Annotated in this window: 17 protein-coding genes and 2 pseudogenes; 16 read left to right on the top strand and 3 right to left on the bottom strand. The window is 60.2% G+C overall.

What is annotated here, in order from left to right:
• Positions 1-3: 3 nt before the first annotated feature.
• From hscB to WE862_RS16530, 15 genes and pseudogenes are all read left to right on the top strand, one after another.
• Positions 4-522, top strand: a complete 519-nt coding sequence (gene hscB / locus WE862_RS16600) for a co-chaperone HscB (protein ID WP_042033553.1) — start codon at positions 4-6, stop codon at positions 520-522.
• A 28-nt stretch (positions 523-550) separates the two neighbouring features.
• Entirely contained in the window at positions 551-2,398 is a 1,848-nt protein-coding gene (gene hscA, locus WE862_RS16595) for a Fe-S protein assembly chaperone HscA (RefSeq protein ID WP_042033552.1), read from the top strand.
• A gap of 1 nt (position 2,399) precedes the next feature.
• On the top strand, positions 2,400-2,738 hold the full coding sequence (gene fdx / locus WE862_RS16590) for an ISC system 2Fe-2S type ferredoxin (RefSeq protein WP_033114502.1): 339 nt from the start codon (positions 2,400-2,402) through the stop codon (positions 2,736-2,738).
• A 150-nt stretch (positions 2,739-2,888) separates the two neighbouring features.
• On the top strand, positions 2,889-4,193 hold the full coding sequence (gene pepB / locus WE862_RS16585) for an aminopeptidase PepB (RefSeq protein ID WP_042033551.1): 1,305 nt from the start codon (positions 2,889-2,891) through the stop codon (positions 4,191-4,193).
• Complete coding sequence (gene pepB, locus WE862_RS16580) at positions 4,190-5,473, top strand: aminopeptidase PepB (RefSeq protein ID WP_042033550.1); 1,284 nt, start codon at positions 4,190-4,192, stop codon at positions 5,471-5,473. The genes pepB (WE862_RS16585) and pepB (WE862_RS16580) overlap by 4 nt, the downstream gene beginning before the upstream one ends.
• A 267-nt stretch (positions 5,474-5,740) precedes the next feature.
• Positions 5,741-6,169, top strand: coding sequence for a nucleoside-diphosphate kinase (gene ndk / locus WE862_RS16575; RefSeq protein ID WP_041207423.1), 429 nt, complete (start codon positions 5,741-5,743; stop codon positions 6,167-6,169).
• Positions 6,170-6,337: 168 nt separating this feature from the next.
• A complete protein-coding gene (locus WE862_RS16570; protein WP_041207424.1) occupies positions 6,338-7,441 on the top strand; it encodes a bifunctional tRNA (adenosine(37)-C2)-methyltransferase TrmG/ribosomal RNA large subunit methyltransferase RlmN in 1,104 nt (367 codons plus the stop codon).
• Positions 7,442-7,452: 11 nt separating this feature from the next.
• Positions 7,453-8,244: a PilW family type IVa pilus biogenesis/stability lipoprotein TapF gene (gene tapF, locus WE862_RS16565; protein WP_104014527.1), complete on the top strand. Its 792-nt coding sequence runs from the start codon at positions 7,453-7,455 to the stop codon at positions 8,242-8,244.
• Positions 8,234-9,199, top strand: coding sequence for a cytoskeleton protein RodZ (gene rodZ / locus WE862_RS16560; protein ID WP_042033548.1), 966 nt, complete (start codon positions 8,234-8,236; stop codon positions 9,197-9,199). The genes tapF and rodZ overlap by 11 nt, the downstream gene beginning before the upstream one ends.
• A 10-nt stretch (positions 9,200-9,209) precedes the next feature.
• Positions 9,210-10,325, top strand: coding sequence for a flavodoxin-dependent (E)-4-hydroxy-3-methylbut-2-enyl-diphosphate synthase (ispG, locus tag WE862_RS16555; protein ID WP_042033547.1), 1,116 nt, complete (start codon positions 9,210-9,212; stop codon positions 10,323-10,325).
• Between the two features lie 138 nt (positions 10,326-10,463).
• Positions 10,464-11,741 (top strand): histidine--tRNA ligase, encoded by a 1,278-nt coding sequence (gene hisS / locus WE862_RS16550; protein ID WP_042033546.1) that lies wholly within the window; start codon positions 10,464-10,466, stop codon positions 11,739-11,741.
• 3 nt (positions 11,742-11,744) lie between these two features.
• A complete protein-coding gene (locus tag WE862_RS16545; RefSeq protein WP_041207428.1) occupies positions 11,745-12,395 on the top strand; it encodes a YfgM family protein in 651 nt (216 codons plus the stop codon).
• Positions 12,388-13,572, top strand: a complete 1,185-nt coding sequence (gene bamB, locus WE862_RS16540; protein ID WP_339058646.1) for an outer membrane protein assembly factor BamB — start codon at positions 12,388-12,390, stop codon at positions 13,570-13,572. Before WE862_RS16545 ends, bamB begins: the two co-directional genes overlap by 8 nt.
• Positions 13,573-13,646: 74 nt before the next feature.
• Positions 13,647-15,144 (top strand): annotated as a pseudogene (der, locus tag WE862_RS16535) (ribosome biogenesis GTPase Der).
• A gap of 124 nt (positions 15,145-15,268) precedes the next feature.
• Entirely contained in the window at positions 15,269-15,499 is a 231-nt protein-coding gene (locus WE862_RS16530; protein WP_042033573.1) for a zinc ribbon domain-containing protein, read from the top strand.
• A 360-nt stretch (positions 15,500-15,859) separates the two neighbouring features.
• Here WE862_RS16530 and mltF read toward each other — a convergent pair.
• Positions 15,860-17,345: pseudogene (gene mltF, locus WE862_RS16525) on the bottom strand (membrane-bound lytic murein transglycosylase MltF).
• Between the two features lie 148 nt (positions 17,346-17,493).
• Here mltF and purL point away from each other — a divergent pair.
• A complete protein-coding gene (gene purL / locus WE862_RS16520) occupies positions 17,494-21,399 on the top strand; it encodes a phosphoribosylformylglycinamidine synthase (protein ID WP_042033543.1) in 3,906 nt (1,301 codons plus the stop codon).
• A gap of 233 nt (positions 21,400-21,632) precedes the next feature.
• Here purL and nuoN read toward each other — a convergent pair whose 3' ends face one another.
• Both nuoN and nuoM read right to left on the bottom strand, forming a co-directional pair.
• Complete coding sequence (gene nuoN / locus WE862_RS16515; protein ID WP_041207431.1) at positions 21,633-23,096, bottom strand: NADH-quinone oxidoreductase subunit NuoN; 1,464 nt, start codon at positions 23,094-23,096, stop codon at positions 21,633-21,635.
• On the bottom strand, positions 23,093-24,637 hold the full coding sequence (nuoM, locus tag WE862_RS16510; protein WP_041207432.1) for an NADH-quinone oxidoreductase subunit M: 1,545 nt from the start codon (positions 24,635-24,637) through the stop codon (positions 23,093-23,095). The genes nuoN and nuoM overlap by 4 nt, the downstream gene beginning before the upstream one ends.
• Positions 24,638-24,698: the final 61 nt, after the last annotated feature.

Genomic DNA, 24,698 nt, shown 5'->3' with positions numbered 1-24,698 from the left:
TGCATGAACCATTTCGAGCTGTTTGGGCTGGTTGAAGGCTTCGAGCTCGATACCCGGCAGCTGGCCGATACCTACCGTCAGCTGCAGACCCAGTTTCATCCCGATCGTTTCGCCACTGCTCCCGAGCGGGAGCAGCTGGCAGCGGTACAGCGTGCCGCCCAGATCAACGACGCATTCACCACCCTCAAGGCGCCGCTGCGCCGTGCCGAATATCTGCTCTCTCTGCGTGGCACCGATATTCGTGGCGAACAGCAAACCCTGCAAGACACGGCTTTTCTGATGCAGCAGCTTGAATGGCGCGAGCGTCTGGCCGATCTGAAAGGTGACGCTGACCCTGAGCGCGCCATCAAGGATTTTCGCAGCGAGATCAGGCATGATCACCAGCTGTTGATGCAGCAGCTGACCGACTCGCTTGCCACTGGCAACGATCCTGTCGCCGCCGACTGCGTTCGCAAACTCAAGTTTGTCGACAAGCTCCTCGAAGAGCTGGAACGATTCGAAGACTCGCTCCTCGAGTCTTGATCCTTTAACGCTGGAAGTCTCATTACCCATGGCATTACTGCAAATCGCCGAACCCGGCCAGAGCGCTGTACCCCATCAGCACAAGCGTGCCGTCGGCATCGATCTCGGTACCACCAATTCTCTCGTCGCTGCAGTACGCAGCGGTCAGGCCGCCACTCTCAGTGATGAACAGGGGCGCGACCTGCTCCCCTCAGTCGTTCACTATCAGGCGGATGCAATCCGGGTGGGCTTCGATGCCAAGCGTGAAGCGGCGCTCGACCCGCACAATACCATCGTCTCGGTCAAACGGATGATGGGCAAGGCGCTGGCCGATATCGATACCCGCCAGCAGCCTTACCAATTCGTGGCAGCCGACAACGGTATGCCGCAGTTGCAGACCCGTCAGGGGCTGGTCAACCCGGTCCAAGTGTCGGCCGAAATTCTCAAAAAACTGGCCGAGCGCGGCGCCCAGACCCTGGGTGGCGATCTCGATGGTGTGGTTATCACAGTGCCCGCCTATTTTGATGATGCCCAGCGTCAGGGCACCAAGGATGCGGCCCGTCTGGCCGGTCTGCACGTGCTGCGTCTGCTCAACGAGCCGACCGCCGCAGCCATCGCCTATGGCCTCGACTCCGGTCAGGAAGGGGTTATCGCGGTTTATGACCTGGGTGGCGGCACCTTCGATATCTCTATTTTACGTCTGCACCGCGGTGTATTCGAAGTGATGGCGACCGGCGGTGATTCCGCCCTCGGTGGCGATGATTTTGATCACCTGCTGGCTGACTGGATTAAAGATCAAGCCGGTTTGACCGGCGAGCTGGATGCCCGTCTGCAGCGTGAGTTGCTGGATGTGGCTGCCGCCGTCAAACACGGTCTGACTGATGCCGACAGCGTTCCCTGCACCTTTGCCGGCTGGCAGGGCTCTGTGAGCCGCAGCCAGTTTGATGAACTCATCGCGCCGCTGGTGAAACGCACTCTGCTGGCTTGCCGCCGCGCCCTGCGCGATGCGGGTCTCGAGCAGGTGGAAGTGCTGGAGGTGGTGATGGTAGGGGGCTCCACCCGGGTGCCGCTGGTGCGCGAGATGGTAGGCGAGTTCTTTGGTCGCACACCGCTCACCAGTATCGATCCCGACAAGGTTGTGGCCATTGGCGCCGCTGTTCAAGCCGATATTCTGGTGGGCAACAAGCCAGATGCCGAGATGCTGCTGCTGGACGTCATCCCGCTCTCCCTGGGTCTTGAGACCATGGGGGGACTCGCCGAGAAGGTGATCCCGCGCAATACCACCATACCGGTGGCCCGCGCTCAGGAGTTCACCACCTTCAAGGATGGTCAGACTGCGATGGCCATCCACGTGGTGCAGGGCGAGCGTGAGTTGGTGGCGGATTGCCGCTCCCTGGCCCGTTTTACTCTGACCGGCATTCCGCCGATGGCCGCCGGTGCCGCCCATATTCGCGTCACTTTCCAGGTGGATGCGGATGGTCTGCTCTCGGTCAGCGCCATGGAGAAATCCTCCGGCGTGCAGGCCGAGATCCAGGTCAAGCCCTCTTACGGGCTGGCAGAGGAAGATATCCTCAACATGCTGAGCGCCTCCATCGAGAATGCCCAGCAGGATATGGATGCCCGCATGCTGGCAGAGCAGCAGGTCGAGGCCGACCGGGTGGTCGAGAGCCTGAATGCCGCGCTGGCTGCCGATGGCGATGCACTGCTCAGTGCGACAGAGCGCGCCGAAATCGACGGCGCCATTGCCCATCTGCTGGCCATGCGTCAGTCGGGGAGTACCAACCAAATCAAAGAGGCCATCGAGGCGGCGGATGCTGCCAGTGGCGAGTTTGCAGCCCGCCGGATGGATGCTTCCATTCGCAAGGTGCTGACCGGACAAAACGTCAACAAGGTGTAATATGCCAAAACTGATCATTCTTCCTCATCCCGTGCTCTGTCCGGATGGCGCTGCCCTCGAAGGGGAGAGCGGCGAGACCATTCTGGATGTGGCGCTGCGCAACGGCATCGAGATTGAGCATGCCTGCGAGAAGTCCTGTGCCTGCACCACCTGCCACTGTGTGGTGCGTGAAGGCTTTGACTCCCTCGAGCCGAGCGACGAGCTGGAAGACGACATGCTGGACAAGGCGTGGGGGCTGGAGCCGGAATCGCGCCTCAGCTGCCAGGCCAAACTGGCTGATGAGGATCTGGTGGTGGAGCTGCCCAAGTACACCCTGAACCTCGCCTCTGAACGCCATTAATTACACACAAGTGAATTGCACGTGCAGCATCCATCGGTGCTTCAGTGATATGGTGAAGGCCGTGACCCCTTTGGGGCACGGCCTTTTTTGTATTCGTTCTTACCTGTTTGCGCATTAAAACAGTGCCAGTAAAAAAGGAAGCAAGAGAAGATGGCTGACATGATGAAGGTAGGGTTGTCCACCCAGGCTGCGGCCGCTCACTGGGGCGAGGGTGCCCTGCTCAGTTTCAATGGCGATGAAGCCACTATTCACCTCGGCGCTCTCTCTGTTGAGAAAGAGGTGCTGCGCGCGGTGCAGCGTGCTGCCCGTCGTCTCGAGTCGAGCGGGATCAAGCGGGTTGCGCTGGCCGGTGAAGATTGGGATCTGGAACGTCGCTACGCGTTTGCTCAGGGTTTCTACGCCGCCAAGGGAGCCCGTGAACTGGATTTCGGCCAGCAGAGCGACGCGGATGCCCGCGAGCTGGATGGCTTGCTCAAGGCGACCCGCTGGGTGCGCGAGATCACCAATGGCACCCCGGAGGAGATCTACCCCATGAGTCTGGCGGAGTCGGCGCTGCTGCTGATCCGCGGTCTGGCTGGTGACAAGGTGACAGCCCGCATCACGGCCGGTGAAGCGCTGCGGGAGTCTGGCCATATCGGGATCTGGTCGGTGGGCCGTGGCAGCGAGCGCGAGCCGGTGCTGCTGGAGCTTGACTACAACCCGACCGGTGATCGCAACGCCCCGGTCGTGGCGGCGCTGGTGGGCAAGGGGATCACTTTTGACTCCGGTGGCTACTCCATGAAGTCCTCTGACAACATGCTGCCGATGAAGTCCGATATGGGCGGTGCCGCCATGGTGACCGGTGCGCTGGCGCTGGCCATCAGCCGCGGTCTGAATCAGCGGGTGAAGTTGATCCTCTGCTGCGCCGAGAACCTGGTCTCGGGCCACGCATTCAAGCTGGGCGACATCATCACTTACAAAAACGGCATTTCGGTCGAGATCCAGAACACCGATGCCGAAGGGCGTCTGGTGCTGGCCGATGGTTTGATGGCAGCCTCCGACAGTGGCGCGGTCTATATCCTCGATGCCGCCACCCTGACCGGTGCTGCCAAGATGGCGCTGGGCCGCGACTACAATGCGGTGTTCGCCCTCGATGAAGCCGAGCAGGCTCGCACGTTGGCCGCCGCCAAAGCGGAAAACGAGCAGGCCTGGGCGCTGCCGCTGGAGCCCTGGCATGCCGGCCAGCTCACCTCGGCCTTTGCCGATCTGGGCAACGTCGCTTCGGCTGAAGGGACAGCTGGTGCCACTACGGCAGCGGCTTTCCTCTCCCGCTTTGTGCGCGATGAGGGCAAGGGCTGGGTACACCTGGATCTGGCCGCTTCTTACCAGAAAGCGGGCAACGATCTGTGGGCGACCGGTGCCAAGGGCCATGGCCTGCGCACTATCGCCCGTTGGTTGCAGGAGGTGAGCGCATGAACGTCTGGTTGAGCCGGGAGTTGGCCCCTGCCGAGTGGGGGGAGGGGGCACTGCTTTCGCACCGCGCCGATGGCATGGTGATCCATCTGACAACGACCAATGCCTTGCTGGATATCCAGCAAGCGGCGCGTCGTCTCTGCCAGCAGGGGATCCAGAAAGTGACGCTGGCTGGCCACTGGGAGCGTGAGCAGCAGTGGGCCTTTGCCCAGGGCTTGCAAACCCCCAAAGCCGAGGTGCAACTGCAGTGGGCCATGTCCTCGGAAGATGACAGAGAGGAGCTGGAAGCACGCTGGCTCTGTGGCCGCTGGGTGCGGGAGATGACCAATGCCACACCGGAGCAGCTGGGGCCGCTGGAGCTGGCTGTTGAAGCCGCGTCCTTTATTACCGAGCTGGCACCGGACAAGGTGAGCCACCGCATTCTCAAGGGTGAAGCGCTGCAACAGGCGGGTTGGGTCGGCCTCTATCAGGTCGGGCGTGGCAGCGCGCGCGAGCCAGTGCTGCTGGAGCTCGACTTCAATCCGGGGCGGGATCCCAAAGCGCCGGTGGCTGCGGCTCTGGTGGGCAAGGGGATCACCTTTGACTCAGGTGGCTACTCCATGAAGAGCTCCGAGGGGATGCTCACCATGAAGTGTGACATGGGCGGCGCCGCCATCGTGACCGGCGCATTGGCGCTGGCCATGCTGCGCGGGCTCGACAAGCGGGTGAAGCTTATCCTGTGCTGCGCCGAGAACCTGGTCTCCGGTCACGCCTACAAGTTGGGGGATATCCTCACCTACAAAAACGGCACCACGGTCGAGATCGTCAACACCGATGCTGAGGGGCGGCTGGTGCTGGCTGATGGCCTGCAGCTGGCTAGCGAGTCCGGTGCACCGCTGATCATCGATGCCGCAACCCTGACCGGTGCGGCAGTGATGGCGCTGGGTGGACGTTACAACGCCCTGTTCGGTCTCGACAAGGGGCTGGTGAGCCGGGCCATGGCGTACGCTGATGCTGAGCAGGAGCCGGCCTGGCCGTTGCCGCTGGAACCCTGGCACCGCCAGCAGTGTCCTTCTCACTATGCCGACACGGCCAACAGTCGTCCGGTCAAGGGGGGCGGGCCGGGTGGCGCCTCCAATGCTGCGGGCTTCCTCTCCCGTTTCGTCGGCAATGAGGGGGAGGGGTGGCTTCACATCGATCTGGCTGCCTGCTTCAGTGACAACGGCGATAGCCTGTGGGCACCAGGGGCCAATACCTTGGGGATGCGTACCATAGCTCACACCCTGCTGGCAGAAGTACTTTAAGCATGACAAGGCACCTTCGGGTGCCTTGTTAGTGATGGTTGAATAGTGAGCAAAAGATGGCGTTTTGTTGGTTTCAGGAGACTATCGTGCGCAAGCGCACATATTTTCCCGCTCTGCTCGGTCAAGATGAGTATGAATGTTGAATGCAGGGGAGTGATGTTTAATAAAAAGTTGCTTGTTTGTGTGTTTTTCCGGTTTTTGTTTACGTATAATCGCCAGCGAACATGGATTCTAACAATAAAACACTGTAGTTAAGGAAAGATATCAATGGCCATCGAACGTACCTTCTCTATCGTCAAGCCGGATGCTGTCAGCAAGAACCTGATCGGTGCCATCTATAGCCGTTTCGAAAGCGCAGGCTTGAAGGTGGTGGCATCCAAAATGCTGCGGATGAGCAGCGAGCAGGCAGCCGGTTTCTATGCCGAACATCAGGGCAAGCCTTTTTATGACGCACTGGTCAGCTTCATGACTTCCGGCCCCGTTATGGTGCAGGTGCTGGAAGGGGAAGATGCCATCCGTCGCAACCGTGAAATCATGGGCGCAACCAACCCGAAAGAGGCGCTGGCCGGTACCCTGCGTGCCTGCTACGCCGAGAGCATCGATCGCAACGCCGTGCACGGCTCCGATGCACCGGCTTCCGCTGCCCGTGAAATTGCCTACTTCTTCTCTGACAACGAGATCTGCCCGCGCGGCTGATTTTCGTGGATGATGACCCAAGGGAGCCTCGGCTCCCTTTGTTGTTTTGGTCGTTCTGCCAATATCCCTCTATTCTCCAGGTGGAAAGCCGCACCCATAATTTGTACAATGCCGCCCCCTGACGTCGTCAGCCAATAATTGATTGAAGTGTTTGAACCGAGGCCATTGATGAGCGAAACAAAAATCAACCTGCTGGATCTTGATCGGGATGCCATGCGTGCCTTCTTCGTCGAACTGGGCGAGAAGCCGTTCCGGGCAGATCAGGTCATGAAGTGGATCTATCACTTTGGTTGTGATGATTTCGATCAGATGACCAACGTCAACAAGGTGCTCAAGGAGCGCCTGAAAGAGATCGCCGAGATCAAGGCGCCCGAGATCAGCCGCGAGCAGCGCTCTTCCGATGGCACCATCAAGTGGGCGCTGCAGGTGGGCGATCAGGAAGTAGAGACTGTCTACATCCCCGAAGATGACCGCGCGACCCTCTGCGTCTCCTCTCAGGTTGGCTGTGCGCTGGAGTGCAAGTTCTGCTCCACGGCTCAGCAAGGCTTCAACCGCAACCTGAAAGTATCCGAGATCATCGGTCAGGTGTGGCGTGCGGCCCGTGTCGTGGGTGGCAAGCGCCCCATCACCAACGTGGTGATGATGGGGATGGGTGAGCCGCTGCTCAACCTCGCCAACGTGGTGCCGGCCATGCGCCTGATGATGGATGACTACGGCTTTGGCATCTCCAAGCGCCGCGTCACCATCTCCACCTCCGGTGTGGTGCCGGCGCTCGACATGCTGGGCGACCAGATCGACGTGGCGCTGGCCATCTCTCTGCACGCACCGAACGACAAGCTGCGCTCCGAGATCATGCCGATCAACGACAAGTACAACATCGAGGCCTTCCTCGCTGCGGTTCGTCGCTATCTGGGCAAATCCAACGCCAACGGCGGTCGGGTGACCGTCGAGTATGTGCTGCTCGATCATATCAATGACGATATGCAGCATGCTCATGAGCTTGCCAAAGTGCTCAAGGATACCCCGAGCAAGATCAACCTGATCCCGTTCAACCCCTTCCCGGGCAACCCCTACGGCAAGCCGAGCAACAGCCGGATCGACCGCTTCTCCAAGGTGCTGATGGAGTACGGTTTCACCGTGATCGTCCGCAAGACCCGTGGTGACGATATCGATGCCGCTTGCGGCCAGCTGGTGGGCGACGTGATTGACCGCACCAAGCGCACCATCAAAAATCGGATGCAACAGGATGGGATTTCCGTCAAAATGGTTTAATTGCTAAGCCATTGTATAGACAGGGAATGGATACACGTACATTGATGGTAGTGGCAGCGCTTAGTGCGCTGCCAGGTTGTGTGACCGAGACCACTTACGCTGGCCAGAATTCCACCCAGCGTGAGTCGGGGCCCGATCTGAAGGCGGCGGCCCAGACCCGCATCGATCTCGGTATTCAATATCTGCAGCAGGGCAATGCCGAACAGGCCAAGTTCAATCTTGATCGCGCCCTCAAATATGATCCCTCCAATCCAGCGGTTCAGATCGGTTTCGCCTATTTCTATCAACAGGTCGGTGATTTCAAGGCGGCAGAGACCAGCTACAAGAACGCCCTGGCCATGGATCCGTCCAATGCTGACGCAATGAACAACTATGGCGCCTTTTTGTGTGACCGCGGCCGCTATGACGAGGCAGACAAGGCGTTCAACCAGGCTGTTATTCAGCCAGGCTACGTGAAAATTGCCGATACCTATGAAAATGCGGCACTTTGCGCCCAGCAAAATCATAGAAATGATAAAGCAAGCGAGTACTATCGCCTGGCCTTGGGGTATAATCCCCGCAACCCAAGGTTATTGCTGGACTTGGCCGAGCTTTCCATGAAAGATGGCAAGCTGCCTGATGTGCAGTCCTACCTCGCCCGTTTTGCAGAAGTGTCAGACGAGAACGAGGACAGTCTCTGGTTGAGATTGCGGCTGGCACAGGCAATGGACAAACCGGCATTACTCCACCAATTCGGGAATGAGCTGGTAAGGCAATATCCCACTTCGCAACAAGCCAAGCGTTATTTAGCCAATGACTACTGAACAGCAACACGATTTTCAAGACGACACCCAGGCAGTGGGCCCAGGCCAGCTGCTGCGCAACGCCCGTGAACAGCTCGGCTGGACACGAGAACAGGTTGCGTCCCGCATTCACCTTCGTCTGACCCTGATTGCCGCTATCGAATCGGATACGTACGACAAGCATACGTCTCATACCTTTATCCGGGGCTATCTGCGCACCTACGCCAAGCTGGTGGGGATCCCGGAGGAGACCATTCTTGCCGCCTACGACAAGCTGGGGCTGACGCCGCCCGACAATATCGACATGCAGAGCTTCTCGCGCCGTTCCCGTCAGCAGGCGAGCGACAGTCGTCTGAAAGTCGTGACCTGGCTGGTGATCCTGGTGCTGATTGCGCTCTCCGTTGCCTGGTGGTGGCAGAGTACGACCCGCCGCTCTGCCGGAGATGAGGCGCTGGCCGCGACCGAAATGAGCACAACCGCAGCGCCAACTGCCGACACAGCAACCGTTGCGGTGGCAAATGATGCCACTGCGCCGGCTCAGGATGTCTCTGCCGCGGCAGCTACTATCGTTGCCCCGGCTGCTGCTGTTTCTGACGCGGCTGCCACCCTGGCTCCGGCTTCTGCTGCCGTGGCATTGACCGACGCCAGCGGCGCTGTCAGCACGGTAGCTGATGTTGCCGCCTCCGGTGCCACTGCGACCGAATCTGAAGAGACTGTCGTAGATCCGGCAACTGCGCCGCAACTCAAGATGAGCTTTACCGCCGACTGCTGGCTGGATGTGAAGGATGCCAAGGGCAAGACTCTCTTCAGCGGTCTGAAGAAGGCAAATGACGAGCTGGTACTGGAAGGTGCCGAGCCCCTGAAGTTCATCATTGGCGCGCCGATGGCGGTCAAGCTCGACTACAAGGGCAAGTCCTTTGATATGAGCCGTTACAACAACGGTCGTACTGCCCGCTTCTCACTGCCGCAGGAGTAATCTGTTCGTCATGTCCGCACACGAATCTCCCATTATTCGTCGTAAATCACGGCAGATCATGGTTGGCAATGTACCGGTAGGGGGTGATGCCCCCATTACGGTGCAGACCATGACCAACACCAAGACCACCGATGTCGCCGCCACTGTCGAGCAGATCCAGCGGATCGAGCGGGTCGGTGCCGATATCGTCCGGGTTTCCGTGCCCACCATGGAAGCGGCGGAAGCGTTCAAGCTGATCAAACAGCAGACTCGGATCCCCATCGTTGCCGATATCCATTTTGACTATCGCATCGCCCTGAAAGTGGCCGAGTATGGCGCTGACTGCCTGCGTATCAATCCGGGCAACATCGGCAACGAGCAGCGAGTGCGCTCTGTTGTCGATTGCGCGCGCGACCTCAATATCCCGATCCGTATCGGGGTCAATGGCGGGTCGCTCGAGAAGGATATTCAGGAGAAGTATGGCGAGCCAACCCCAGAGGCACTGGTGGAGTCCGCCATGCGTCACGTCGAGTATCTCGATCGCCTCGATTTCCAGAACTTCAAGGTGAGCGTCAAGGCGTCTGATGTATTCCTCGCCGTGGGCGCCTATCGCCTGCTGGCCAAGCAGATTGAGCAGCCGCTCCATCTGGGCATCACCGAAGCGGGCGGTTTCCGTGCCGGTGCGGTGAAGTCCTCCATTGGTCTTGGCATGCTGCTGGCTGATGGCATCGGCGACACCCTGCGCATCTCGCTGGCGGCTGATCCGGTAGAAGAAGTGAAGGTCGGTTTCGACATCCTCAAATCCCTGCGGATCCGCTCCCGTGGCATCAATTTCATCGCTTGCCCCTCCTGCTCCCGTCAGGAGTTCGACGTCATTGGCACAGTCAATGCGCTGGAAGAGCGGCTCGAAGACATTATCACCCCGATGGATGTCTCCATCATCGGCTGTGTGGTGAACGGGCCGGGCGAAGCGCTGGTTTCCGATCTGGGTCTTGCCGGTGCGGCCAACAAGAGTGCCTTCTACGAAGGGGGCCAGCGTGTTGACCGGCTCGACAACAAGGATCTCATCCCGACCCTTGAGCGCCGCATTCGTGCCCGCGCCGCCATGCTGGACCCGGTTAACCGGATCCCGGTGGACAAGGATTGAACGGACAGGGGCCACTTCGGGTGGCCCTATTTCCAGGTGACTGATTTTACACCCCGCTTGCGGATTCCCTGATTTTACCTCGGGGGTGAAAATCCCTATAATGCGGCCAAATTTTACCTCTTTTTCTCGAGTATCAACGTGGCAAAACAGATCCAAGCTATTCGCGGTATGAATGATTGCCTGCCGGAGCAGAGCCCGGTATGGCAGAAGGTTGAACAGATCCTGCGCCAGGTCGTTGCCAGCTATGGCTACAGCGAAGTGCGCATGCCGATTGTCGAGCAGACCCATCTGTTCAAACGCGCCATCGGTGAAGTGACCGACGTGGTCGAAAAAGAGATGTATACCTTTGAAGATCGCAATGGCGACAGCCTGAGCCTGCGTCCGGAAGGGACCGCCAGCTGCGTCCGCGCCGGTATCGAGCACGGCCTGCTCTACAACCAGGAGCGCCGGATGTGGTATATGGGCCCCATGTTCCGTCACGAGCGTCCCCAGAAGGGCCGTTATCGCCAGTTCCACCAGTTTGGTGTCGAGCTGTTTGGCATCAACGGGCCGGATATCGACGCCGAGCTCATCATGCTGACCAACCGCCTGTGGCGCCTGTTCGGTATCAGCGAGCATGTGACACTGCAGCTCAACACTCTGGGCCAGAGCGCCGAGCGTGCCGCTTACCGCGATGCGCTGGTGGCCTATCTGGAGCAGTACAAGGATCAGCTGGATGAAGAGAGCCAGCGCCGCATGTACAGCAACCCGCTGCGAGTGCTCGATTCCAAGGACGAGAAAGTGCAGGCCGTGCTGGTCGGTGCACCCCGTCTGTTCGACCATCTGGGCGAAGAGAGTCTGGCTCACTTCGAGGGGCTCAAGCGCATGCTCGACTCTGCCGGCATCAAGTACGAAGTGAACGAGCGTCTGGTGCGTGGCCTCGACTATTACAATCTCACCGTATTCGAGTGGGTGACCAACAGCTTGGGTGCCCAGGGCACCGTCTGTGCCGGTGGCCGCTATGACGGTCTGGTGGAGCAGCTGGGTGGCCAGCCGACGCCTGCAGTCGGGTTTGCCATGGGCATGGAGCGTCTGGTGCTGATGCTGGAGACCCTCGAGCTCAACGGCGACATTCGCCCGGCGGTCGATGTCTATCTGGCGATGGTGGGCGAGGGAACCGAGCAGGCTGGCTTCCAGCTGGCCGAGCGTCTGCGTGATGCGCTGCCGGATTTGCGCCTGATGAGCCACTGCGGCGGCGGCAACTTCAAGAAACAACTCAAGCGTGCCGACAAGAGCGGCGCGTCCATCGCCCTGATCCTTGGTGAGACCGAGGTGCAAAACGGGGAGATCACTATCAAATATCTGCGTGGTCAGGCCGAGCAACAGACCGTCAAGGTTGACGCCGCCATTGCCCTGCTGGCAGCCAAAGGAGAGTAAGCTGTGGAAGTTTATACCACCGAAGAACAACAGGTTGAGGTTATCAAGGAGTGGTGGAAAGAGAACGGGACCTCGGTGATCGCCGGTACCGTGATCGGTCTGGTCGGCCTGTTTGGCTGGCGCTACTACAACCAGTACCAGCAACAGACCATGGAGGCCTCCTCCCACGCCTACAACCAGGTGATTACCCAGCTGGCTAAAGGCGACGCCGCCGGTTTCGAGCAGGCAGCGCAGTTTGTCTCCGCCAACAAGGGCGACTCCTATGGCGAGCTGGCCGCGCTGCAACTGGCTGCCGCCGCCGTCAAGGCCGGCAAGCTGGATCTGGCTGCCGAGCAGCTGACCCAGGTCGCAACCAGCGGTGACGAGAGCATTCGTCCCATCGCTGCGCTGCGTCTGGCTCGCGTATTGAACGATCAGGGCAAAGCCGATGACGCGCTGGCCCAGCTTGGCAAAATCAACAGCGACGCCTTCAAGGCCCAGGTGGCCGAAGTGCGCGGCGACATCCTGCAAAAGCAGGGCAAGATTGAGGAGGCTCGCGATGCCTATCAGGCAGCAGCCGATGCCGGCGGCCTGCAGGGCAGCCAGGAGCTCAAGTTGAAGATGGACGATCTGGCCCTGCCGGCCATGACCACGGGTGAGGCACCGGATGCGTAATCTATTCAAAATGGTGGCGCTGGGGGCTGCGGTCTCCTTCGCCCTGCAGGGCTGCTCCCTGTTCAGCTCGGAAGAGGATTTGAACCCCATGGCACCGCTGCCCAAGGTCGAATCCGCTTTCAGTGCCGATACCGAGTGGTCTTCCACCGTCGGTGACGGCATCGGTGACTTCTACTCCCAGCTCAAGCCGGCAGTGGAAGATGAGCGCATCTATGCCGCTGCGCGCGATGGCGATGTCACCGCCTTCGACCGTGCCAGTGGCGATCGCCTCTGGACCGTCGATCTGGCCGATCTGCCGGTCAACGCCGACAAGCGCAGCGCTCGTCTCTCCGGCGGTCTGGTCTCCCGTTACGGCAAGCTGTTCCTCGGCTCCGAGAACGGGGTGGTCTACGCCCTGAACGAAGAGAACGGCGAAGTGCTGTGGCAGACCAATGTGCCCGGCGAAGTGGTCGCCAGCCCTGCGGTTGAAGATGGTCGCGTGGTGGTACTGACCACCTCCGGTCGCCTGATTGCGCTCGACACCGACGAAGGCAAGATGCAGTGGACGCTCTCCGAAGAGCAGCCGCCGCTGACCCTGCGCAGTGCCGGTGCCCCGGTGATCACCAATGGCGCCGTCATCTATGGCCGCGCCGATGGCAAGGTGGGCATTGCCCTGCTGAGCAACGGCCAGCCGGTGCGTCAATCCAAGGTGGCCGACCCGCGCGGTGCTACCGAGCTTGACCGCATGGTGGACGTCGATGCCAGCCCGCTGATCGCCGGTGATGAGCTCTACGCCATCGCCTACAATGGCCAGTTGATGGCGCGCAAGCTGATGAGCGGCGATGAAGTGTGGAAGCGCAAGTATTCCGGCTATCGCGATCTCGCTATCACCGGCAACGCCATCGTGCTGACCGACAGTCGCAGCCACCTGTTTGCCATCGACCGTCGCAATGGTCTGGAGCTGTGGTTCAACACCCAGCTGGAGAATCGTACCGTCACTGCACCTGTCATCTTCGGTGACTATGTGGTGGTGGGTGATGTGGAAGGATACCTGTACTGGCTTGATCGTACCGACGGTACCATCAAGGCGATGCAGCAGCTCGACAGCAGTGGTCTGTATGCCGCCCCGCTTGTGGATGGTGACACCCTGTATGTGCAGAGCCGTGGCGGCAAGCTGTACGCACTAAAGCGTCCTTGATCGTCCGTTAATTTGAATATCCGGCTCCTGGTCTTCGGAACCGGAGCCTTTGTCGTCTTGAGAATGAGGCTTTTATGACTCCTGTTGTTGCCCTGGTGGGCCGCCCCAATGTGGGGAAATCCACCCTGTTTAACCGCCTGACCCGTACCCGGGATGCCCTGGTTGCCGACTTCCCCGGCCTGACCCGGGACCGGCAAATATGGCCAGGCGAAGCTGGGCGAGCTGGAATTTATCGTGGTCGATACCGGCGGTATCGATGGCACCGAGGAGGGGATCGAGCTGAAGATGGCCGAGCAGTCCCTGCTGGCCATCGAAGAAGCCGATGTGGTGCTGTTCATGGTGGATGCTCGTGCCGGTTTGACTGCTGCAGATCAGGCCATCGCCGAGCACCTGCGCAAGACTCACAAGAAGGTGTTTCTGGTCGCCAACAAGACCGACGGCATCGACGGTGACTCTGCTGTCTCCGAGTTTTACGGTCTGGCGCTGGGTGAGGTTTACCAGATGGCGGCCGCTCACGGTCGCGGCGTATTGAGCCTGCTTGAGCTGGCGCTGGCTCCTCACCTGGAGACGCTGGTCGAAGCCGCTGGTGATGAAGAGGTGCAGGACGAGGAAGAAGAGGACTTCGACGAAGAGGCCCTGCTGCGCATGGTGGCTGCGGGTGAACTCGATACCAAAGAGGACACCAAGGAGACGCCGTTCGCCGATCTGCCCATCAAGTTCGCCATCGTCGGTCGCCCCAACGTCGGCAAATCAACCCTGACCAACCGTATGCTGGGTGAAGATCGGGTCATCGTCTATGACATGCCGGGCACCACCCGTGATTCCGTCTACATCCCGATGGAGCGTGACGATCAGAAGTACGTCATCATCGATACCGCCGGCGTGCGTCGCCGCGGCAAGGTGCACGAGACGGTGGAGAAGTTCTCCGTCATCAAGACCCTCAAGGCCATCGAAGATGCCAACGTCTGCCTGCTGGTGATCGACGCTCAGGAGACCATCACCGATCAGGACTTGAGCATCCTCGGTTTCGTCCTCAACACCGGCCGCTCTGTGGTGCTGGTGGTGAACAAGTGGGATGGTCTGGATCAGAAGGTGAAAGAGGATGTGAAGAACGAGCTGGATCGTCGCTTGGGCTTCATCGACTTTGCTCGCGTTCACTTCATCTCCGCCCTGCACGGCAGCGGTGTTGGCCATCTGTTTGAATCCATTCAGGAGGCTTACCAGTCCGCCACCCGCCGTACCAGCACCGCCATGCTGACCCGCATCATGCAGATGGCGCAGGAAGATCACCAGCCGCCTATGGTCAACGGTCGTCGCGTCAAACTCAAATATGCCCACGCCGGTGGTTACAACCCGCCGCGCATCGTGATCCACGGCAACCAGTTGAACGACTTGCCGGACTCCTACAAGCGGTATCTGATCAACTACTTCCGCAAGTCCCTCAAGATCATGGGCTCACCGATCCGGGTAGAGTTCCAGGAGTCGGTCAACCCGTTTGAAGGCAAGAAGAATACCCTGACCCTGAGTCAGGAGCGCCAGCGCAAACGGCTGCTGAAGATGAAGAAGAAATAAGCCCTGGCGGCTGCCCTCACCGGCAGCCGCTTTGTTATCCTCGCCATGTCAAGGTGAGGAGCAAGGGGAGGGGGATCTGCCATGGAGCCAGACCATGGCAGATCCACTTTTCGAGGAGTTGATTATGGAAGCCCTGCTTTGTCCATCCTGCCAGAGTGAACTGGATACCCGCAGCAAGGAGCAAACTTGCGGTAACTGCAAGGCCATTGTGCGGGTCACCGCACTCTGCCCCACCTGCCAGCAGGAGCTGGAGCGGCTCAAGGCGTGCGGTGCGGTCGATTACTTCTGCAATCACTGCAACTCGCTGGTCTCCAAGCGCTCGGTGCAATTTAGCGCCGACATCCAGCAAGCCTGAAAAATCCAGAGCATAAAAAACCCGGCTAATGCCGGGTTTATGCTGTGTGCTCTGCGATAAGCAGGGTATAGGATCGATTTCTGCGCCACAGGTTGCGCTTGATGTCATTAAGCTTGAGTTTGCGTCTGGGGCTCCAGCTGCACTTTGCTTTTCTGACCAGACTGATTTTTCTACGTTTTTGCATCTTGGTCTCCTCCCAACTTAGGTGGCCATCCGGGCCTTGGGTCATTGATGGAGCCCATCCGAAATTGCTGTTATTTAATCTCTCAACATAATGAAAACAATGCGATTTCGGATAGGCTCCGATGTAATTCGATGGTAACAGAGAAGTTTGCGTGAAAACAGTCGAATAATAGTTTGTTAGCGCATGGTGATCTGATTGACTACCTCGGCGATGACGGTGGGGCGCTCCGCCAGCTCGGGTTCGCTGGCGTTGTCGATGTTTTCGCGCTGCTGTGCTCGCTGCTTCTCGTTGTCGAGCCAGAGCAGGCTCTGGTAATACTGGCGCACGTTGTTGACGTAGTTGCGCGCCTCGCCGCCACGGGCATAGCCGTAGCGCACCTTGCGATGCCAGCGCGCCTGCTGCAGCAGCGGCAGCACCTCTTTCACGTCGCCCCAGGCATCCGGGTTCTTACCCAGATCCTTGGTGAGGCGACGGGCATCCATCATGTGGCCGTAACCTATGTTGTAGGCGGTGAGGGCAAACCACACCTTCTCGTCATCAGGCACCGAGTCAGGCACCTTCTCCATCATCTGCTGCAGATAGAGGGCTCCGCCCTTGATGCTCTCTTCCGGATGGAGCCGGTCGTTGACCCCCATCGCCTTGGCGGTGGGCTCGGTCAGCATCATCATGCCGCGCACGCCGGTGTAGGAGCGGGCCTGCGGATCCCAGTGGGATTCCTGATAGCTGATGGCGGCCAGCAGGCGCCAGTCGATGTTCTTGGCATGGTTCTGGAACAGCGACTGGTACTTGGGCAGCAGGCTCTTGGCCCGCTGCAGGAAGGTGCGGGTATCGACGAAATCGAAGTTCTGCACGTGGCCGAAGTACTTCTCATCGAGCTTGGCGATGGCACCGTCCATGAAGCGCTGGCCGAAGAAGTCGATGACGCTGGCGTAGAGACTGTCGTCGGGCAGCTTGCTCATGGCCCAGGCGACGGTCTGTTTCTGGGCCAGGGTCAGCCCTTCGGTAAGCTCCGGGTAGTAGCGCTGGCTGCGGGCGAGCACTGTATCCTGCACTACCGTGTAGTCAATCTTGCCATCCACCACCTGCTTGAGCAGCTCCTCCAGGTCGGCCGTGTTGCTGACGCTCCAGTTGAGGTCTGGATTGGTCTTGCTGATCTCCTTGAGCAGATCTTCACCGGTCGAGCCGGCAGCAACCACCAACTTGCCCTTGATATCATCCAGAGAGTCCGGCTTTGGCTTGCCGTTGCGATAGACCAGCTTGGGCGAGACCTGATAGAAACCCGGGCCGAAGCGAAACAGCTGGCGCCGCTCCGGGGTGACCATGATGGCGGCAGCAGCCAGATCGAGTTTGCCCTTCTTGAGCAGTTCTACCAGTTCATCCGAGCTGTCGACCGGAATGATGGTGAGTTTGACCCCCAGCCAGTCGGCGTAATTTTTGGCCAGCTCGTAATCGAACCCCTGGGCGGTGTCGTCACGCTGGTAGTAGGAGGTAGCGACCGTAGATGGTGCCAACCCGGATCTCGCCCCGTTGGCGGATCTGCTCCAGCTGGCTGGAGGGGGTGTAGAAGTCACAACCGACCAGGGTCAGCAGCAACGTCAGCCCGATAAATAGTCGAAAAATGCAGCGCAAGTAGGTGAGTACCTTTGTTGAAAAAATCGGCATTTGTCAAAAAAGAAGCACCTTTATACCAGAGAGTGTGCGCCGAGTCACACTACACAAAACGAGAAAAACGTTTGTCCGCTGTGGGCCAGCTCCCTATAATACGCGCGTCTCAATTCCCCCCACTTCAAAACTTGGTGAGAAAGGTCATATGGATATCTTGCGTGGTGCCCCTGCACTGTCTGAGTTTCGTGTCCAAAAACTGCTGCAGCGATTTGCGCAGATGAAACAGGAGAGAGGAGTAGAGATAGAGGATGTCTATGCCGAATACGTGCACTTTGCCGAACTTTCGAGCCCGTTGTCGCCCCCGGAGCGAGCGACCTTGGGCCAGCTTCTGCGCTACGGCCCGACTATCCCCGAACACACCCCCAGCGGTCAGCTGTTTCTCGTTACCCCCCGCCCCGGCACTATCTCCCCCTGGTCTTCCAAAGCAACCGACATCGCCCACAACTGCGGCCTGAACAAGGTCAAGCGGCTCGAACGCGGCATTGCCTATTACGTGCAGGCCAAGGGTGAGCTGAGCGCCGCCCAGCGCGCCGATGTGGCGGCCGTGCTGCACGATCGCATGATGGAGGCGGTGTTTGCCGACATGGAAGCAGCGAGCGCCCTGTTTGCCCATCACGAGCCGCGCCCATTTACCCAGGTCGATGTGCTGGGCGGTGGTCGCGCAGCCTTGGCAGAGGCCAACGTGGCGCTGGGTCTGGCGCTGGCCGACGACGAAATCGACTATCTGGTGGAGAATTTCACCAGGCTGGGTCGCAACCCCAACGACATCGAGCTCTACATGTTTGCTCAGGCAAACTCCGAGCACTGTCGCCACAAGATCTTCAACGCCGACTGGACCATCGATGGTGAGCAGCAGCCCAAGTCGCTGTTCAAGATGATCAAGAACACCTTCGAGCAGACGCCGGATCATGTCCTCTCTGCCTATAAAGACAACGCCGCCGTGATGGAAGGGAGCCAGGGTGGCCGTTTCTTCCCGAGCCCGGCCAGCGGCGAGTACCAGTATCATCAGGAGCAAGTCGACATCCTGATGAAGGTGGAGACCCACAACCACCCGACCGCCATCTCCCCCTTCCCGGGGGCAGCCACCGGCTCAGGCGGCGAGATCCGCGACGAGGGTGCCACCGGTCGCGGTGCCAAGCCCAAGGCGGGTCTGGTCGGTTTCTCCGTCTCCAACCTGCGCATCCCCGGCTTTGAGCAGCCCTGGGAGCAGGATTTTGGCAAGCCGAGTCGCATCGTCAGCGCGTTTGACATCATGCAGGAGGGGCCGCTCGGCGGCGCCGCCTTCAACAACGAGTTCGGCCGTCCGGCCATTCTCGGTTACTTCCGTACCTTCGAAGAGGAGGTGCCGGGCCACAACGGCGTCGAGGTACGTGGCTACCACAAACCCATCATGCTGGCGGGCGGCATCGGCAATATCCGCTCCGAGCACGTCCAGAAAGGGGAGATCCCGGTCGGGGCGGCCCTCATCGTGCTGGGTGGCCCGGCGATGAACATCGGTCTGGGCGGCGGCGCAGCTTCCTCCATGGCTTCCGGCCAGTCGGCCGAAGATCTCGATTTTGCCTCGGTGCAACGTGACAACCCCGAGATGGAGCGCCGCTGTCAGGAGGTGATCGACCGCTGCTGGCAGCTGGGGGACGACAACCCCATCGTCTTCATCCACGACGTGGGGGCGGGCGGTCTCTCCAACGCTATGCCGGAGCTGGTGAGCGACGGCGATCGCGGCGGTCGCTTCGATTTGCGCGCCATCCCGAACGATGAGCCGGGCATGAGCCCGCTGGAGATCTGGTGCAACGAATCCCAGGAGCGTTACGTGCTGGCAGTGGCCAAGGAGAAGCTGCCGCTGTTCAAGGCTCTGTGCGAGCGCGAGCGCGCACCCTATGCCGTTATCGGTACTGCCACCGAAGAGAAGCACCTGACGCTCTCCGATCAGCATTTTGACAACCACCCCATCGATCTGCCGCTGGATGTGCTGCTGGGCAAGACCCCCAAGATGCATCGCGATGTGGTGACCCTGCCTGCACAAGGCAAAGCGCTCCAACTCGATGGCATCATCCTGGGCGAAGCTGCCGAGCGGGTGCTGCGTCTGCCCACCGTGGCGGAGAAGTCCTTCCTTATCACCATCGGCGATCGTAGCGTGACCGGTCTGGTCAACCGCGACCAGATGGTTGGCCCCTGGCAGGTCCCGGTTGCCGATTGCGCCGTCACCGCCGCCACCTACGACAGCTACCACGGCGAAGCCATGTCCATGGGCGAGCGCACCCCGGTGGCCCTGCTCTCCCACGCTGCTTCTGCCCGTATGGCGGTGGCGGAAGCACTTACCAACCTGGCACCGGCTCACATCGGTTCCCTCAAGCGGGTCAAGCTCTCCGCCAACTGGATGGCCGCCGCCGGTCACCCGGGTGAAGATGCCGGGCTCTATGAGGCGGTCAAAGCGGTGGGCGAGGAGCTCTGCCCGGCACTTGGCATCACCATTCCGGTGGGCAAGGACTCCATGTCCATGAAGACCCGATGGCAGCAGGATGGCAAGGAGCACAGTGTCACTTCGCCGCTCTCCCTGCTCATCTCGGCGTTTGCCCGGGTTGAGGATGTGCGCAACACGGTTACTCCGCAGCTGCGTACCGATCTCGGTGAGACCGACCTTATCCTCATCGACCTTGGTAACGGCAAGCAGCGCCTCGGCGCCTCTGCGCTGGCGCAGGTCTATCGCCAGCTGGGCGACAAGGCGCCGGATCTCGACAATCCGGTTCAGCTCAAGGGCTTCTTCAACGCCATTCAGGCGCTGGTGGCCGATCGCAAGCTGATCGCCTATCACGACCGTTCTGACGGCGGCCTGTTCGTGACACTGACCGAGATGGCGTTTGCCGGTCACTGCGGTCTCGACATCCAGCTCGATCGCATCGGTGGCGAGCTGCTGCCTGCGCTGTTTAACGAAGAGCTGGGCGCCGTCATCCAGGTGCGCCGCGAAGATAAGGAAGCGGTGATGACCCTGCTGGCCGGTCACGGTCTGGCGGCTTGCTCTCACGTGCTCGGCACGGTGCGCGAGGGGGATCTCATCACCCTGCAACGTGCCGGTCAGGAGGTTTATCGCGCCAGCCGCACTGCCCTTCGCACTATCTGGGGCGAGACCAGCTGGCAGATGCAGCGCCTGCGCGACAACCCCGAGTGCGCGGATCAGGAGCATGCTGCTCGTCAGGACGCCACCGATCCGGGCCTGCAGGCCAAGCTCAGCTTCAACCCGGCCGAAGATGTGGCTGCACCTTACATTGCCCGTGGGGTCTCCCCCCGTCTGGCGGTGCTGCGCGAGCAGGGGGTCAACTCCCACGTGGAGATGGCGGCGGCGTTTGACCGCGCCGGCTTTGCTGCGGTAGACGTCCATATGAGCGACATCCTCTCCGGTCGCATCAAGCTGGAGGAGTTCCAGACCCTGGTGGCTTGTGGCGGCTTCTCCTACGGCGATGTGCTGGGGGCGGGCGAAGGCTGGGCCAAGTCCATCCTGTTTAACGACGGTGCCCGCGAGCAGTTCCAGCGCTTCTTCGAGCGTGGTGATACTTTGTCGCTGGGCGTGTGTAACGGTTGCCAGATGATGTCCAACCTGCGGGATCTCATCCCGGGCGCCGAGCTGTGGCCGCGCTTTGTGCGCAACCGCTCCGAGCGCTTCGAGGCTCGCTTCAGTCTGGTGCAGGTACAGGAGTCACCGTCGGCCTTCTTCGCCGGCATGGTTGGCTCGGTGATGCCGATTGCCGTCTCCCACGGGGAAGGGCGCGTCGAGGTGCGCGATGCCGCTCACCTGAACGCACTGCAAACCAGCGGGCTGGTGGGGCTGCGCTTTGTCGACAACCGAGGCTGCGTGACCGAGCAGTACCCGGCCAACCCGAATGGCTCGCCGGACGGCATCACCGCCGTGACTACCACCGACGGTCGCGCCACCATCATGATGCCGCACCCGGAGCGGGTGTTCCGCACAGTGGCCAACTCCTGGCACCCGGACAACTGGGGCGAGGATGGCGCCTGGATGCGGATGTTCCGCAACGCTCGGGTTCGTCTGGGTTAATAGAGACGGCGCTAGCGCGTAACAACAGAAACCGGCCAATTGGCCGGTTTTTTTATGGCGCAACTGAGTGGGTTAGGCAAACGAGGTGGCAAGTCAACCAATGGCTTTGTCACAGAGTACGTTGATGAGGGAGAGAGTTGATCCAGGCTCTGCAAATGGGTTCGGGGGAGGGGAAGGATGAGGATAAAAAAACCGGCAGCCAAGGCTGCCGGTTTTGATTTAGAGAAGGGGGATTATTGCAGAACCACGTTCTGGAAACCCTGTACCAGCGAGATGACTGGTTGTGGGTAGAGGCCGAGCAATACCACCAGAGCGGCCGAGAGCAGCACAACCACGCCACCGGAGGAGAGCGCCCAGTTGGCGCTGGCATCGCGTTGCTGCATGCCCGGCTCACGCAGATAGAGGGTCACCATCACACGGAGGTAGTAGTAGAGACCCAGCGCACTGCCCAAGATGATGGCGGCGGAGAGCCACCAGAGCTGGGCCTCGACAGTCACACCGATGAGGTAGAACTTGCCGATGAAGCCGAGGGTCATCGGGATACCGGCCAGAGAGAGCATCATCACGGTCAGTACGGCGGTCAGGTAGGGACGCTTCCAGAACAGGCCACGATAGCTGTGCAGAGAGTCCGCATCCTTGCCGCGATAGGGGCTCGACATCATGCTGACGACGCCAAAGGCGCCGAGGCTGGTGAAGAGATACATCAGCAGGTAGACCCCGGCCGCTTCCACCGGCATCTGGCCGATACGGCTCGCCACGATCACCGCCAGCAGATAACCAAAGTGGGAGATGGAGGAGTAGCCCAGCATCCGCTTGATGTTGCTTTGCACCAGGGCCAGCAGGTTGCCGATCAGGATGGAAATGAACGCCATGGCGGCCAGCAACCAGTGGATCATGGGATCGGCTGCAGCCGGTACGGCCAGATAGAAGCGCAGCAGTACGGCAAACACGGCGACCTTGCTGACGGTCGCAAGGAAGGTGGCGACCGGTGCCGGTGCACCTTCGTAGACATCCGGCGTCCAGAGATGGAAGGGGGCCAGCGAGAGTTTGAAGGCAAAACCGACCAGCATCAGACCGAGGCCACCCATCAGCAGCGGATGGTGAGCCGGGCTCTGGGCCATGGTCACCCCGAGGGCATCAAAGCTCAGGCTGCCAGCCTGGGCATAGAGCAGCGCCATACCAAACAGCAGGAAGGCGGTGGCGGCGGCAGAGAGCACCATGTACTTCACCGCGGCTTCCAGCGAGTGGCGCTCGCGGTAGGCGTACCCGACCAGACCGAACATCGGCAGGGTCAGCATCTCGATCCCGATAAAGAGAGAGGCGAGGTGGCGGGAGCAAGCCAGCACCAGACCACCGGCCGTGGCGATTAGCAGCAGCAGGAAGAACTCTTCCCGGTTATCCGGGTAGGCTTTCAGCCACGACTGGCCGAAGGTACAGGTTGCCAGCGCACCAATCAGCACCAATCCCATGTAGAAGACGGCATAGCCATCGACTTGCAGCAGCGGGGTGACCCCCTGATCTCCTTGCGCCATCACGATGGGCAGGGAGAAGAGCGCTAGGTTGAGACCAATGATGGTGACGGTAAAGGCGGTAGTGACACAGCGGCGCCACGCGATGGCCAGCATCAGGGCCGCCATGGCCCCGGTGGTCAGCAGCAGGGGAAGCAGTGCCAGCAGTTGGGAAGCGGAGAAAGTCATTGCAGAGCTCCAGCAGTTGGCAGCAGATACCAGTGCAGCACGTTGATAAGGCTGCTGCTGGCGGTATCAATCACGGGTTGGGGATAGAGGCCCAGCAGAACCAGCAGGCCCGCAATCACCATCATCATGGTCAGCTCGCGGCGATCCAGTCCTTTCAGGATGCTCTCGTCCTTGGCCGGGCCAAAGCAGGCGCGCTGCAGCATGATGAGGGAGTAGACCGAGGCCAGCACCAGACCGAAGGTAGCGACCGCAGTGATCACCGGGGCGACCTGGAAGCTGCCGATCAGGATCAGGAACTCGCCGACGAAGTTGCCGGTGCCCGGCATGCCCAGAGAGGCGACCGAGAAGAAGAGCATCACACCCGGCAGATAGCGTAAGCGTCCCCACAGACCACCCATCTGGCGCAGGTCGCGGGTGTGCAGCCGCTCATAGAGCTGACCGCAGAGGATGAAGAGGCCGGCAGCGGAGAGACCGTGGGCGATCATCTGCACAACGGCACCCTGCAGGGCCACTTCGCTACCCGAGTAGATGGCGATCATCACAAAACCCATGTGGGAGATGCTGGTGTAGGCCACCAGCCGTTTGATGTCGGTCTGGGCAAAGGCCACGATGGCGCCATACACGATGCCGACAAGACCCAGCACCATGGCGTAGGGGGCAAATTCGGCTGAGGCCTCCGGGAAGAGGGGCAGTGCGAAGCGCAGCAGACCATAGGCCGCGGTTTTCAGCAAAATACCGGCCAGGTCCACCGAGCCTGCGGTCGGCGCCTGACTATGGGCATCCGGCAGCCAGCCGTGCAGCGGCACCAGCGGCATCTTGACCGCGAAGGCGATGAAGAAGCCCAGCATCAGCAGCCACTGTACACCCTTGCTCATCGGGGTATTGAGCAGATCCAGATAGTTGAAGGTGAATACACCGGTGGCATGCTGGTGGGTCAGCACCAGCCCGATGATGGCCACCAGCATGATCAGGCCGCTCACCTGGGTGTAGATGAAGAACTTGGTCGCCGCGTTGATCCGTGATTTGCCGTCAGTGACCGAATGGCCCCATAGCGCAATCAGGAAGTACATGGGAACCAGCATCATCTCCCAGAAGAAGAAGAAGAGGAACAGATCCAGCGCCATAAAGACGCCGAGCACGCCACCCAGGATCCAGAGCAGGTTCAGATGGAAGAAGCCGATGCGTTGCACGATCTCTTTCCACGAACAGAGGATGGCCAGTACCCCGATAAAGCAGGTGAGGATGACCATCAGCAGTGACAAACCATCCACTGCCAGATGCAGGGAGATGCCGAAGCGGGGGATCCAGGGCAGACGCCATTCGGCAGCCCATGGGGAAGCGGCACCAGTGACGCCTGCGCTATCGAGGCCGGTGGTGGCAAGAGAGAAATCACCACTTAGCCAGATGGCACAGGAGAGCAGTAGGCTGGCGCTCATGGAGAGGAGGGCAACCCAGCGGACAAACTGCCCGCCGAGACGCTCCATCTGCCAGCAGAGCAAGCCGCCGATAAAAGGAATTAACAAGATCCAGAGTAAGGTCACGGTATCAGCTCTCGTTCAAGTTCATATGAGATTGCACGCCCTGTTCCATCAAGGTCGGCAA

Origin of the sequence: Aeromonas jandaei (assembly GCF_037890695.1) — a bacterium.
GTDB lineage: Bacteria > Pseudomonadota > Gammaproteobacteria > Enterobacterales > Aeromonadaceae > Aeromonas > Aeromonas jandaei.
Note: the sequence above shows the minus strand (reverse complement) of the source record. Positions and strands in the feature narration are given on the sequence as shown.

Coding starts and splice junctions, on each gene's coding strand:
- hscB (WP_042033553.1), top strand. CDS start 4: ATGAACCATTTCGAGCTGTTTGGGCTGGTTGAAGGCTTCGAGCTCGAT.
- hscA (WP_042033552.1), top strand. CDS start 551: ATGGCATTACTGCAAATCGCCGAACCCGGCCAGAGCGCTGTACCCCAT.
- fdx (WP_033114502.1), top strand. CDS start 2,400: ATGCCAAAACTGATCATTCTTCCTCATCCCGTGCTCTGTCCGGATGGC.
- pepB (WP_042033551.1), top strand. CDS start 2,889: ATGGCTGACATGATGAAGGTAGGGTTGTCCACCCAGGCTGCGGCCGCT.
- pepB (WP_042033550.1), top strand. CDS start 4,190: ATGAACGTCTGGTTGAGCCGGGAGTTGGCCCCTGCCGAGTGGGGGGAG.
- ndk (WP_041207423.1), top strand. CDS start 5,741: ATGGCCATCGAACGTACCTTCTCTATCGTCAAGCCGGATGCTGTCAGC.
- WE862_RS16570 (WP_041207424.1), top strand. CDS start 6,338: ATGAGCGAAACAAAAATCAACCTGCTGGATCTTGATCGGGATGCCATG.
- rodZ (WP_042033548.1), top strand. CDS start 8,234: ATGACTACTGAACAGCAACACGATTTTCAAGACGACACCCAGGCAGTG.
- ispG (WP_042033547.1), top strand. CDS start 9,210: ATGTCCGCACACGAATCTCCCATTATTCGTCGTAAATCACGGCAGATC.
- bamB (WP_339058646.1), top strand. CDS start 12,388: ATGCGTAATCTATTCAAAATGGTGGCGCTGGGGGCTGCGGTCTCCTTC.
- WE862_RS16530 (WP_042033573.1), top strand. CDS start 15,269: ATGGAAGCCCTGCTTTGTCCATCCTGCCAGAGTGAACTGGATACCCGC.
- purL (WP_042033543.1), top strand. CDS start 17,494: ATGGATATCTTGCGTGGTGCCCCTGCACTGTCTGAGTTTCGTGTCCAA.
- nuoN (WP_041207431.1), bottom strand. CDS start 23,096: ATGACTTTCTCCGCTTCCCAACTGCTGGCACTGCTTCCCCTGCTGCTG.